This is a genomic window from Streptomyces avermitilis MA-4680 = NBRC 14893 (assembly GCF_000009765.2).
Classification (GTDB): domain Bacteria; phylum Actinomycetota; class Actinomycetes; order Streptomycetales; family Streptomycetaceae; genus Streptomyces; species Streptomyces avermitilis.
The window spans coordinates 5123858-5136352 of the sequence record NC_003155.5; the positions used below are offsets into that span (position 1 = coordinate 5123858).

A 12495-nucleotide genomic window follows, 5' to 3' on the forward strand; every position below is an offset into this window, starting at 1 on the left:
GGGGACGGCCGCCCGCGCATCATCGTCGCGCGCCCTACCGTCTCCGCTTCGCGGTACCGAAGATCGAGCGGGTGATCTCCCGGCCGAGCTGAGTGCCCAGGGAGCGGGCCAGGGACTTGAAGACCCCGCTGCCGACCACCTGTTCGACGACCGAGGGCTCCTCGGCGGGAGCCGCGGTGCGCCCCCGGGCCGCGGGCTCCTCCTCCCGGCGGCCGGCCGCCTCCGCCTCCCGCGCCGTCAGCTTCTCGTACGCCGATTCCCGGTCGACCGCCCGCGCGTACCGCCCGTACAGGGGCGACGACTTCACCGCCTGGTCCAGTACGGCCGCGTCGACCGGCCCCATCAGCGACTCCGGGGCCCGCAGCCGGGTCACCGCCACCGGCGTCGGCGCGCCCTTCTCGCTCAGTACGGTGACCACCGCCTCGCCGGTGCCCAGGCCCGTCAGGACCTCCTCCAGGTCGTACGCCGAGTTCGGGAACGTCTTCACCGTCGACTTCAGCGCCTTCTGGTCGTCGGGCGTGAAAGCGCGCAACGCATGCTGGACACGGTTCCCGAGCTGGGCCAGGACGTCCGCCGGTACGTCCTTCGGGGTCTGCGTGACGAAGAAGACGCCGACCCCTTTCGAGCGAATCAGCCGGACGGTCTGCGTGATGGAGTCGAGGAACGCCTTCGACGCGTCGTTGAAGAGCAGATGCGCCTCGTCGAAGAAGAAGACGAGCTTCGGCTGATCCGCGTCACCGACCTCGGGGAGATCGTGGAAGAGGTCCGCGAGCAGCCACATCAGGAAGGTCGAGAAGAGCTGCGGCTTGTCCTGCACGGCCGGGAGTTCCAGGACCGAGACCGTGCCCCGGCCGTCGGACGCCGTGCGCAGCAGCTCACTCGTGTCGAACTCGGGTTCCCCGAAGAACGGGCTCATCCCCTGCGCCTCGAACGCCGTGAAGGAACGCAGGATCACCCCGGCCGTGGCCGTGGAGATCCCGCCGAGGGCTTTCAGCTCCTGCTTGCCCTCGTCCGAGGTCAGGAAGGCGACCACGGCCCGCAGGTCCTTCAGGTCCACCAGCTCCAGACCCTTCTGGTCCGCGTAGTGGAAGATAAGGCCGAGCGACTGCTCCTGGGTCTGGTTGAGCTGGAGCACCTTGGACAGCAGGACCGGTCCGAAGCTGGTGATCGTGGCGCGTACGGGGATGCCGTGGCCCATGCCGCCCAGGGCGTAGAACTCGCTGGGAAAGCCGGCCGGCGCCCACTCCTGGTGGACCTCGGCGGCCCGGCCGTGCACCCGGTCGTTCTCCCGGCCGGGCGCCGAGATGCCGGAGACGTCGCCCTTCACATCCGCGAGGAACACCGGCACGCCCTGCGCCGACAGCTGCTCGGCGATCAGTTGGAGCGTCTTGGTCTTGCCGGTGCCGGTGGCGCCCGCGACCAGCCCGTGCCGGTTGAGCATGGGCAGCGGGATGCGGATCTGCGCGTCCGGCAGGCACCGGCCGTCCCACAGGAGGGCGCCCAGATCGAGGGCGGGACCGGCGAAGGCGTACCCCGAAGCGATCTTCAGGGCCTCCTGGGGAAGTGCGGGAGCACTCCCGGCCACCTCGGGGGTCTCGGCCTGCGGCACGGTCTCCCTGTCACTCATCTCAGGCCCCTGTTCCCGATTTGCACCGCTTTGCTGCGTCATTTCCAGCGTCGCACTCCGTCGTGCTGGCTGCGCCCGGAAGGTCTTGACCGGTAGGCTTTCCGTGTGATCTTCAAGCGCATCGGAAACGGCCGGCCGTACCCCGACCACGGCCGGGAAAGCACCCGGCAGTGGGCGGACGTCGCGCCGCGCCCGGTCCGCCTCGATCAGCTCGTGACGACCAAGGGCCAACTCGACCTGGAAACGCTGCTCGCCGAGGACTCCACGTTCTACGGCGACCTCTTCGCGCACGTCGTGAAGTGGCAGGGCGACCTGTACCTGGAGGACGGGCTGCACCGCGCCGTCCGCGCGGCACTCCAGCAGCGCCAGGTACTGCACGCACGCGTGCTCGAACTGGACTGACACCCGCGGCCCGGCCCGAGACCGGCCGGGAGCGCCCGCGCGTTGCCCCTTTCGGGTTGGACTGGGCACCGGGCAATGATCATTTAGTAGGAATCGCAGCGCGGGCACACTACGCTGCGCCCATGAGCATGCTGACTCCCCCTGGCATGGGCGGCGAGTACCGGATCACGGGGGACAAATACCCGCGGATGCGCCGCCCCCGAGGGCGCCGCAGGCTCGTGTTCGCGGTCATCGCGTCCGCGGCCGCGCTGGGCCTGATCGGCTGGGGCACCCTGCAGCTCATCGACGTCTTCACGGGCGGCGGCGACCGGGCGACCGCCGCGAGCTCCAAGGCGCACTGCGCGACCGGGGCGAGCCCCTCCGCCACCCCGACCACAGCCGCGGCGAAGGCACTTCCCGAGCCGGGGAAGATCACCGTCAACGTCTTCAACGCCACGCCCCGCAGCGGGCTCGCCAAGAAGACCGCGGACGAGCTGAAGAAGCGCGGCTTCCGCATCGGCGACGTGGGCAACGCGACGAGTGAGTACGACAAGAAGGTCAAGGGCGTCGGCATACTGTTCGGCCCCGAGGCCTCCCTCGACACCTCGCTGCCGGTCCTCGGCACGCAGCTCGCCGACGCCGAGCGCCGCACGGACGCGGGCCGCAAGGGCACGGCCGTCGACCTGATCATCGGCACCGGCTTCAAGGCGCTGACGAGCAAGGCGGACGCCGACAAGGCCCTGGCCGAGCTGACCGGTCCCGCGCCGACGTCCACCGCCACGAAGAAGAACTGCTAGCAGCCACGCGCACCGGGGCTGCTCAGCAGTGCCGGTCAACGGGGCTGCTCAGCAGTGCCGGTCAACGGGGCTGCTCAGCAGTGCCGGTGCGTCCGAACCGCTCAGCAGTCCCGTACGCCAGAAACCGCTCAGCAGTCCCGTACGCCAGAAACCGCTCGGCGATCCCGTACGCGGAACCGCGCGGCAGCCCCCTACGGCGTCCCGCTGGTGCTCCTACTCGGCAGCCCCGTACATCCGGTCCCCCGCGTCTCCCAGGCCGGGGACGATGTAGCCGTGCTCGTTGAGGCGCTCGTCGACCGAGGCCGTCACGACCGTGACCGGCGTGCCCGCCAGGTCGCGCTCCATGATCTCGACGCCCTCCGGGGCGGCGAGCAGCACCACGGCGGTCACATCGTCCGCACCGCGCTTGATCAGCTCCTGGATCGCCGCCACGAGGGTGCCGCCGGTGGCCAGCATCGGGTCCAGGACGTACACCTGACGCCCGGAAAGGTCGTCCGGCATCCGGGTCGCGTACGTGGACGCCTGGAGCGTCTCCTCGTCGCGCACCATGCCCAGGAAGCCCACCTCGGCGGTCGGCAGCAGCCGGACCATGCCGTCGAGCATGCCGAGACCGGCGCGCAGGATCGGCACGACCAGCGGGCGCGGGTGGGACAGCCTGACGCCCGTGGTCGGGGCGACCGGGGTCACGATGTCGACCTGCTCGGTGCGCACGTCCCGGGTGGCCTCGTAGGCGAGCAGGGTGACCAGCTCGTCGGCGAGCCGACGGAAGGTCGGGGAGTCGGTGCGCTGGTCGCGGAGAGTGGTGAGCTTGTGGGCGACCAGGGGGTGGTCGACGACGTGGAGACGCATGCCCTAACAGTAACCGGGCTCCCCGGGCCCACCACCGGCCCGCCGGGCAAGGCCCCCTGCTGAGGCCGCCCGCCCGTCACCCACAGCCACCTTGCTCGAGGGGATCCACACCCGCCCCTTTCGATCCACGAGGGCATCAAACCGGCCATCAGGGGGAAAGTGGGAGGGACGTACCTGGGGTGGTGTGCCTATGCCGGAGCGGAACGGCAACTCGACGGAACAGCGGGAGACCGAGGCAGAGCGCAGGCGGCGCCGGGCCCAGTTCCTGCGGGAACTCACGGAGGCCCGGGAGCTGCGCGAGCGCGTCCAGCCCCGCCGCGCCAAGGCCGCCCGCCTTCGCCGCGCCATGCGCATGCGCACCTTCCGCTGGTAGCCGCGCCCGGCGCGCGCCCACCGCAAAGGACCCGCAGCGGCGCAATGAGGCCTGCTCCACAGGGTGATCGCGCCCACGCCGTGGTGTGGCCGCATGCATATGCGGCGTCCCCGGCCGCGTACGATCCACCCGTGGCGGCTACGAGTGCGCTGGTGGGCCCGAGAGCAAGCGAACCGTGGGGGCGCGCCCCCGACGGCGACCGAGCGATCAAAACAGCCAGACACAGCAGGCCGAAGACGTCCCCTGAACGCTCTCTTTCTGCCACGATTCCGAGTGGGCGGGGCTCGGAGCAGCACTCCCCGTCCACAAACCTCCGCCGGGGGGACCCCCAACCGGCACACCTATGACCAGTGGGAGAGTCACGGTGTACTTCGCCGCACTGCTCGCGCGCACCGAAGACGGGTGGGAAGCGAGCGACACAGAGCTCGACGATGTGGAAACCCTGTCGGATCTGACCGACCTGGCCCGTGAAGCCTCGGACGAGGACACGGTGCTCCTGCTCATCGAGCAGGAGGACGCGTGGTTCGGGGTCCTCCGCGTGGATGGCGAGGAGGACCCTCGTATCTACGTCTCGGACGCCGCCGCGGCTGCCCGCAGCTCGTACGGCGAGATCCTGCTCACGGACGAACTGCTAGGACGGGAGCCCGGCGACGACGACGTCGCCGACCTGGACTCCCTCGACCTCGACGGCACCGAGGACGGTGAACCCGACAGCGACACGGACACCGCCGACGACGACGATGACGACGGCGCGACCGGCGAGGCCGCGGTGTCGCACAGCCCCGTCGGCGACAGCCAGATCCTCGACGACCTGGGCGTCGGCGAGAAGGAGCTGCGCGCTCTCGACGCCGACGACGCTCTCAGCTCGATCGCCGAGGCCCTGGGAGCCGCGGAGGTCCTGGAGACCGTCCGCTAGGGCGTGTCCTCGCTCGGAGAAGCAACACGTCCGAGAAGAAACAAGCCGAAGAACGAACACGCCGAAGAACGAACACGCCCGAGAAGGAACACGTCGGAGAAGAACACCTCCGGCAAAGAAACACGTCGGAGTACGAACAACGGCGTCCTGTTGGCGCGGGTGAGCGGGGTTCGGCGCGGGCGGCCGCCGGGCGGTGGAGGCGAGGGCCATGTCCCCTCGGCCTCCCCCGCTCCCGGTCCCGGCTGCGCCCGGACGGGACAGCACGGCGGACGCGCGTGCCGGACCCCGCGGCCGCGGCATGACGCCCTGCCGGAGAGGCTCTGGAATTCCGGTGAGCAACGCGGAGGAGACGGCCCGGACGGCCGAGCGGCCCGATCCGGTACGTGACCCCTGGCGGGCCGCGATGCGGCTCGCCCTGACGGAGGCCGTACGCGCCGCCGAGAGCGCGGACGTCCCCGTCGGGGCCGTGGTGCTGGCCCCGGACGGTTCGGTGATCGCCCGCGGGCACAACGAACGCGAGGCGACCGGCGATCCGACGGCGCACGCGGAGGTACTGGCCGTCCGGCGGGCCGCCGAACGGCTCGGCCGGTGGCGGCTGTCCGGCTGCACCCTCGTGGTGACGCTGGAGCCCTGCACGATGTGCGCGGGCGCGCTCGTACAGTCCCGGGTGGACCGGGTCGTCTACGGCGCCCGCGACGAGAAGGCCGGCGCGGCCGGTTCCCTCTGGGACGTCGTACGCGACCGACGCCTCAACCACCGGCCCGAGGTGATCGAGGGCGTACTCGCCGACGAGTGCGCCGGCCTCCTCACGGAGTTCTTCCGCGAACGCTGACCCGGACCCCGGGCCCCCCGATACGGATTTCAGACCACGGCCCCCCTTGGGGTAGGGTCTCCCTCGGTAGCGTGTCCGAGCGGCCGAAGGAGCTCGCCTCGAAAGCGAGTGTGGCGCAAGTCACCGAGGGTTCAAATCCCTCCGCTACCGCAGGTAGGAGAGGCGCACGGTTCATCGAACCGTGCGCCTCTTCGGCTTCCGTCTCAGTTCCCGTCTCAATCGAGACGCTGGGTGCAGGCAGATCTCTATAAACGGCGTGCATCGAGCTTTCGGGGAGCACACTCTCAGTGAGTGAACCGATGCAGGCGCCGAGGCGCCTGAGGGGGGCGGAGCATGGATGCTGGAGTGATCTCACTGCTCATTGGCTGGGCAGCGGTGATCGTTGCTGCGGCAGCAAGCGGCATCGTTCGGGACCTTTTGGCTTCGATCTTCCGCCGCCCGAGGAAAACATCCATGTTCGTCGAGGTTGACGGCAAACGGATTGAAGTAAGCGGCCCCAGCCTCAAGGAAGTCGCAGCGGCCATTGACGAGTACGTACGCGTGGCAGGCCTGGCGAACGAACGCGTACGCCAGGACAACAGCGGCCCTTCAGACGAGACGCCAGAAGTACCCCCAGACGACACACCCTCTAGTCAAAACACCATCTACAACATCAGCACCTTCACGGGTGGTGTCTCCACTGTGCAGTCCTCGAGCACCCAGGGAACACCGGGTGGAGCAGGGGGTGGGTCAGGTGAGTGAGAGCCTCGCGAACACCCGCACCGACGTTGCCACCCCAGCTCTGGCACCTGAGACAGCGCCAGAAGCGGTTGCCGCCGCCCCAGGGGTCACGACGGTAACCGCGCACTTCAAGCTGGTCTTCATCTGCGTGACCGTGATCACAGTGCTCACACTCCTTGCCAGTCTTTACATCGGAATCTTCGTAGAGAAACCGACTGAGGCTGCCAAGTCCGCTATGGACACCTGCTCGACCCTCGCAAATCTGGGCTTCGGCGCCATGGTCGGGCTCTTGGGCGGCAAGGCTGTGCAGTAGCAGGGGGCAGTGACCGTCACCGCCCCCTGCGGCAAACGGCTACTCCCAGATGAGCCCGTCAAGCTGACGAGCAACATCGCTGCGAACTGAGTCCACCATGTGCTGGTACCGCGCAGCCATGGCCGTGGTGGACCAGCCCATGAGCCCCATGACGGCCCGCTCCGAGACTCCGAGGATCAGCAGGACTGTGGCGGCGGTGTGACGGGCGTCGTGCAGTCGGCCGTCTCGGACCTTCGCATCGTCAAGCAACTCCTTCCAGTCGTCGTAATCCGTCCGGGGTGATGTGCCGCGCCCGGTCGGCGTCGCGAAGAGCCATCCTTCGTCCGTCCAGTCGGCGCCGGCCGCCGCTCGTTCGGCCTGCTGCTTGGCCTGGTGCGTCCGCAGCAGGTCTACGAGCTGTGAGGGCAAGCCCACGGCCCGCCGACCGGCGCGAGACTTCGTGTCAGCCGTCTCCGGGTTGGTCCGCTGACGCTGCGAGCAGTACCCGGCTTTCCTCCCGCAGGTGTCCCCGCACCCGTGGGCGTAGCGCGGTCGGCGGCGGCTCCGCCGGACCATGAGCACGCCCCGGTCAAGGTCGACGTCCGCCCACTTGAGTCCGAGCGCCTCACCCTGCCGGAGTCCGAGGGCGAGGGCGACGGCCCACCGGGCGGAGTTCCTGCGGTAGTCGGCCGCCCGCAAGAGCCGCTGTACTTCTTCGACGGTGTAGGGCTCGATCTCCTCTTCGCTGACGCGCGGGGACTTGGCGAGTTGGACGGGGTTCCGGGCAAGGTGGCCGCGCCGTACCGCTTCGTTCAGCGCGGTGCGGAAGGTGCGGTGAATCTGGTGGATCGTCCCCGCCTTCCGGCCGTCGGCGACCATGCGCCCGTAGAAAGCCTCGATGTACTCGGGCTTGAGTTTGTCCAGCCGGTGAGCACCGAGGGCGGGGATCAGGTGCTTCCGCACGGCGACGCCGTACCCGACCATGGTGTTCTCGTTGACTGCGAGCGGGGCAATGTTCTCGACCCAGTGCGTCAGCCACGTCTTGACCGTCCAGGGACGCCCCGCCTTTCGGATGCTCTTGGCGTCGCGTTGCTGCTCCAGCTCGCGGACAGCTGGCGAGATGGCGAGACATCGCCCTCGACGCCGGTGCCACTCCTGTGCTGGTCTACCTCGCAGCCAGCCATGACGAGCTGTGGGCGAGGATCAGCAAGCGCAACGAGTTCCACGCGAAAGATCCCAACTCGATCTACTTCTCGGAGAGCGACCTCCAGCGGTACCGCACCCGGTTCATCCCCCCTCAGGCAGACGAACCGCACCTCGTGTACGACGGCGATACTGCGGCCGTAATCGCGGCTCTGGACGCCTCCGGCCCTGGGTGCGCAGAGGGTTAATCTTTTACGTTGCCGCCGTCTTTTCCTTGCGCTCACAAGAGGTCTGACGCCACCAGCCCCGAGGGGCTAGGACCTCTCGGTGCACCACCATGCGAGCGACAATCCGGCCCACTGTGTGATCTGCATCACGCAAGATGGCCTACCCCCGACGATTCGGCTTGACCCGGGGCCGAGGTAGGGGTATTGGCCACTCCGCCGACGACACTGCACTTCGGCGAGCCGTACGGCCTGACCTGCGCTGCACTACGGGCAGTGACGGGCAATTTTCGATGGCCTAGTTGAACAATTGTGACGCATCACACGTTCCTTGATTCCCTCGTCGCGCTTCGCTGTCATCAGTGCAGGAGGTCCCTACAGGGGTCTTCACGGTGGCCAGCCGCAGCCCTGAAACGGCTGCGGCCCCCTGCTGCGAACAGGGGGCCGCCGGGTCTTCAGCCGATCTCCAGAGGAGTCGTCACCCATGTCCCATCGTAGTGATGCACCTAGAAAGTGCCAGACTGACGAGACGCAGGTCACGGCTCGTCACCCCTGGAACTACACCGCGAGGGCCGCCGCCACCGGAGGCTGCTGTGTGTAATGGCCTCTCCCCTACACAAGTCGCATCCCGGCTCAAGGAGCTAGACCGGATTCAGCGTCGCCTAGAGGCCGCCGGGTTCACCCTGTGCGGGGTGCTCTTCATAAGCACCGCCGGATGCTACGCCGCCGTCATCTTCTCCGCGCAGGCTGCGAACGGGCCGGCGACGACAGCCTGGGTCGCTTTCGCAGTACTCTCCTCCGGCATCTCCGCAGCATTGTTCAAGGCCACCCGGAGTGCGCAGAAGCGGCGCAGGAGCCGTAAAGCTTCACCAGGCGGGGCGGAGGTGCCTGCGGCTGGAACCGCTCCAGCTTGCGCCCATTGACCAGTGCAAACGGGGGGCGGGGTTGGGTGCCCCACCGAGACTCCGCCCGTCTCACTTTCCGTCTCATTCATTGCTGCTCAGAGTCGTCCAGGGTCGTTCAAACCGACCCTCGGGCACGGCGCCAGTACCGAAATGAACGCCCCTGAACACGCGCGTATCGCGCTCTGACCAGCACGAACAGACCTCGAAAGCGAGTGTGGCGCAAGTCACCGAGGGTTCAAATCCCTCCGCTACCGCTTGTGAAGGGCCCCGTCGAAAGACGGGGCCCTTCGTGCGTCCGGGACGGGACCGGGCCCCCGGATTCCCTGCCGCGCCCCGTGTCCGCCCCCACCCCCCACCGCCGGCCGGCCCTCAGCCGCCCCTGTCCCCCGCACGGCCCGGCACACGGCCCGGCAAGGGTCCTCCGCCCTCCGCGCGTTGGTCCGCAAAGGCGCGGTGAGGACGTGGTGGACACGTGATCCTTTAGGGGCCTCCGAACACATGCCCGGGTTACACTCACCGGCGGCAACCGGGCCCCGCGGGGCGCAGGAGACGGGGGAGGCCGCGGTGGCGGTGCAGTCGAAGAAGATCGCTCTCTATGTGCTCGTGGTCTTCGTGCTCTACGTGATCATCACAGACCCGGCCAAAGCGGCCGACTATGTCCAGATAGGGTTCGAGGGCATCTCCAATGCCGCTCAGGCCATCGGCGACTTCATGTCATGGATCGCCGACGGGGCCAAGAACTGAGGCTCCCCGGAGCCGGGCGGCCGACGTCGCACCCCTGGGAGCACCCGTGATCCGCCACTTGGTCCTCTTCAAGCTCAATGAGGGCGTCGAGCGCGACGACCCGCGCGTCGTGGAGGGCGTACGCGCCTTCCGCGCCCTCGGCGGTCAGATCGACGAGCTGCGCTTCTGGGAGTGCGACTGGAACATCACCGACCGGCCCATCGCGTACGACTTCGCGATCAATTCGGCGGTCGAGGACACGGACGCCCTCAAGCGCTATCTGGAGCACCCGGCACACCAGGCGGGCGTCGCACTGTGGCGGGAGTTCGCCACGTGGGTGATCGCCGACTACGAGTTCTGAGCGCCCCCGGACAAGCCCGCACAAGCCCTCCGCCGAACCGGCCGGGGGCTTTTGCGCGCCCTACGCCCCATAACACGCCCAACTCGCCTTCAACACGGAGTTATGCGGTGCTTGCACACAGTGCACATGTCTTGTGATGCTATGACCGCTTTTGACGGTGAGTTGACGGATGCGTTGACGGATGAAGAGGTGGCGTTGACCTTGTCGGCCAGTACTGCGCCACCCCAGGAAGGTGCTCCGGCTCCCGCTCCGGCCCCCTCCGTCCTACCCGCCACCGCCCCCGCCCAGGCCGCCACCCCCGTTCAGACCCCCGTTCAGACCCCCGCTCCCACCCAGTTCCAGGACACCGCCGCCGCCCCCGAGAAGCGCCGCGGCGCCGACACCCGCGCCCTCACCCAGGTGCTCTTCGCCCAGCTCAAGGACTTGCGTCCGGGCAGTCCGGAACACAGCCGCGTCCGCGGGGCGCTCATCGAGGCCAACCTCCCGCTCGTCCGCTACGCGGCCGCCCGCTTCCGCAGCCGCAACGAGCCGATGGAGGACGTCGTCCAGGTCGGCACCATCGGCCTGATCAACGCGATCGACCGCTTCGACCCCGACCGGGGCGTGCAGTTCCCGACCTTCGCGATGCCGACCGTCGTGGGCGAGATCAAGCGGTACTTCCGCGACAACGTCCGTACGGTCCACGTCCCGCGCCGGCTGCACGAACTGTGGGTGCAGGTGAACAGCGCGACCGAGGACCTGACGACCGCCTTCGGGCGCTCCCCGACCACGGCCGAGATCGCCGAGCGGCTGCGCATCACCGAGGAGGAGGTGCTCTCCTGCATCGAGGCCGGACGCTCGTACCACGCGACCTCACTGGAGGCGGCCCAGGAGGGCGACGGGCTGCCGGGACTCCTCGACCGGCTCGGCTACGAGGACCCGGCCCTCGACGGGGTCGAGCACCGCGACCTCGTACGGCATCTCCTCGTACAGCTGCCCGAGCGCGAACAGCGCATCCTCCTCCTGCGCTACTACAGCAATCTGACGCAGTCCCAGATCAGCGCCGAACTGGGTGTCTCCCAGATGCATGTGTCAAGGCTGCTCGCCCGTAGCTTCGCGCGACTGCGATCCGCAAACAGGATCGAGGCGTAACCGACAAGAGCGAATCGCTCATCGGCGCTCTTCCCGACAGTTCTGCGCTGATAAACCGTCAGACCCCCTTTATCCAGGGCGTATTCACCCTCTCCATGTCGACATGTCACTACAGCGTGTTGCCGACATGTGACATTCTGCCGGAAGCGCGTTTGCCGCGGCCTCGCCTCCGGTATTCAGGTGGAGGCTGCGTTCCTCCGACGGGAGCGTCCGCCGCGACCGTCCGCGACCCAAAGGGGGTGGCATGTCCGCAGACCAGGGCAGCTCGAAGGTGCTCACGCTCACGAAGAGCGAATCCGCGCCCGACGTGCTTCATGACGTCCCGGCCGTCCCGGCCTCGGAAGCCCCGACCCTTCCGGCCCCGGACCTTCCGGCCACGGAAGTCCCGGCTCCGCAGACCTCGGGGGCCATCGACACCCGCACCCTGTCCCGCTCCCTCTTCCTGCGGCTCGCCGCACTCGACGAGAGCAGCCCGGAGCGCGCGTACGTCCGGGACACCCTCATCGAACTGAACCTCCCGCTCGTACGGTACGCGGCAGCCCGCTTCCGCAGCCGCAACGAGCCGATGGAGGACATCGTCCAGGTCGGCACCATCGGCCTGATCAAGGCGATCGACCGCTTCGACTGCGAACGCGGCGTCGAGTTCCCGACGTTCGCGATGCCGACGGTCGTGGGCGAGATCAAGCGCTTCTTCCGGGACACGTCGTGGTCGGTCCGCGTGCCGCGCCGCCTCCAGGAGCTGCGCCTGGCCCTCACCAAGGCGAGCGACGAGCTCTCCCAGAAGCTGGACCGCTCGCCGACGGTCGCCGAACTCGCCGCCGTCCTCGGCGTGTCCGAGGAAGACGTGGTCGACGGACTGGCGGTGGGCAACGCCTACACCGCCTCCTCCCTCGACTCCCCGGCCCCCGAGGACGACGGCGGCGAGGGCTCGCTGGCCGACCGCCTCGGCTACGAGGACACGGCACTGGAGGGCGTGGAGTACCGCGAGTCGCTCAAGCCGCTGCTCGCCAAGCTGCCGCCGCGCGAGCGCCGCATCATCATGCTGCGGTTCTTCGCCAACATGACGCAGTCGCAGATCGGCGAGGAGGTCGGCATCTCACAGATGCACGTCTCCCGCCTGCTGACCCGCACGCTGGCCCAGCTGCGGGAAGGCCTCATCTCCGACTGAGGCCTCGCGGACCCGCAGGTGCCTGAGAGGCCGTACAGGTGCCTGAGGGTTCA

The 12495-nt window shown here is 68.7% G+C and carries 13 protein-coding genes, 1 tRNA gene and 1 pseudogene; 12 read left to right on the forward strand and 3 right to left on the reverse strand.

The window, feature by feature from the left end; genetic code table 11:
- Positions 1-34: 34 nt before the first annotated feature.
- Positions 35-1627, reverse strand: coding sequence for a helicase HerA-like domain-containing protein (locus tag SAVERM_RS21575; RefSeq protein WP_037647645.1), 1593 nt, complete (start codon positions 1625-1627; stop codon positions 35-37).
- A gap of 105 nt (positions 1628-1732) precedes the next feature.
- Between SAVERM_RS21575 and SAVERM_RS21580 the strand changes: the two genes are divergently transcribed.
- Entirely contained in the window at positions 1733-2029 is a 297-nt protein-coding gene (locus SAVERM_RS21580) for a type II toxin-antitoxin system VapB family antitoxin (protein ID WP_003999914.1), read from the forward strand.
- A 146-nt stretch (positions 2030-2175) separates the two neighbouring features.
- A complete protein-coding gene (locus SAVERM_RS21585; RefSeq protein WP_010985604.1) occupies positions 2176-2805 on the forward strand; it encodes a LytR C-terminal domain-containing protein in 630 nt (209 codons plus the stop codon).
- Between the two features lie 213 nt (positions 2806-3018).
- On the opposite strand, the gene upp is transcribed toward SAVERM_RS21585, so the two are convergent.
- Complete coding sequence (gene upp, locus SAVERM_RS21590; RefSeq protein ID WP_010985605.1) at positions 3019-3654, reverse strand: uracil phosphoribosyltransferase; 636 nt, start codon at positions 3652-3654, stop codon at positions 3019-3021.
- A gap of 190 nt (positions 3655-3844) precedes the next feature.
- Here upp and SAVERM_RS21595 point away from each other — a divergent pair, with 190 nt between their 5' ends.
- From SAVERM_RS21595 to SAVERM_RS21615, 6 genes are all read left to right on the forward strand, one after another.
- Complete coding sequence (locus SAVERM_RS21595; RefSeq protein WP_037647647.1) at positions 3845-4027, forward strand: hypothetical protein; 183 nt, start codon at positions 3845-3847, stop codon at positions 4025-4027.
- A 364-nt stretch (positions 4028-4391) separates the two neighbouring features.
- The gene (locus tag SAVERM_RS21600) at positions 4392-4943 is read left to right on the forward strand and encodes a tRNA adenosine deaminase-associated protein (RefSeq protein WP_010985606.1); all 552 of its coding nucleotides are present in this window, start codon (positions 4392-4394) and stop codon (positions 4941-4943) included.
- A 403-nt stretch (positions 4944-5346) separates the two neighbouring features.
- A complete protein-coding gene (gene tadA, locus SAVERM_RS21605; RefSeq protein ID WP_010985607.1) occupies positions 5347-5775 on the forward strand; it encodes a tRNA adenosine(34) deaminase TadA in 429 nt (142 codons plus the stop codon).
- A gap of 65 nt (positions 5776-5840) precedes the next feature.
- Positions 5841-5925, forward strand: a tRNA-Ser gene (locus tag SAVERM_RS21610).
- Positions 5926-6108: 183 nt separating this feature from the next.
- The gene (locus SAVERM_RS42425) at positions 6109-6516 is read left to right on the forward strand and encodes a hypothetical protein (protein ID WP_137865204.1); all 408 of its coding nucleotides are present in this window, start codon (positions 6109-6111) and stop codon (positions 6514-6516) included.
- On the forward strand, positions 6509-6808 hold the full coding sequence (locus tag SAVERM_RS21615; protein WP_137865203.1) for a hypothetical protein: 300 nt from the start codon (positions 6509-6511) through the stop codon (positions 6806-6808). The genes SAVERM_RS42425 and SAVERM_RS21615 overlap by 8 nt, the downstream gene beginning before the upstream one ends.
- A gap of 39 nt (positions 6809-6847) precedes the next feature.
- Here the strand turns inward: SAVERM_RS21615 and SAVERM_RS21620 are convergent.
- Positions 6848-7903, reverse strand: a pseudogene (locus tag SAVERM_RS21620) (tyrosine-type recombinase/integrase); the annotation flags it as partial.
- A 1720-nt stretch (positions 7904-9623) separates the two neighbouring features.
- Here SAVERM_RS21620 and SAVERM_RS21630 point away from each other — a divergent pair.
- The 4 genes from SAVERM_RS21630 (at position 9624) to SAVERM_RS21645 (ending at position 12442) form a co-directional block, all read left to right on the forward strand.
- A complete protein-coding gene (locus SAVERM_RS21630; RefSeq protein ID WP_010985610.1) occupies positions 9624-9803 on the forward strand; it encodes a hypothetical protein in 180 nt (59 codons plus the stop codon).
- A 46-nt stretch (positions 9804-9849) separates the two neighbouring features.
- Positions 9850-10143, forward strand: a complete 294-nt coding sequence (locus tag SAVERM_RS21635) for a Dabb family protein (RefSeq protein ID WP_010985611.1) — start codon at positions 9850-9852, stop codon at positions 10141-10143.
- Positions 10144-10344: 201 nt separating this feature from the next.
- A complete protein-coding gene (locus tag SAVERM_RS21640; RefSeq protein WP_010985612.1) occupies positions 10345-11274 on the forward strand; it encodes an RNA polymerase sigma factor SigF in 930 nt (309 codons plus the stop codon).
- A 244-nt stretch (positions 11275-11518) separates the two neighbouring features.
- Entirely contained in the window at positions 11519-12442 is a 924-nt protein-coding gene (locus SAVERM_RS21645; protein WP_010985613.1) for an RNA polymerase sigma factor SigF, read from the forward strand.
- Positions 12443-12495 lie beyond the last annotated feature (53 nt).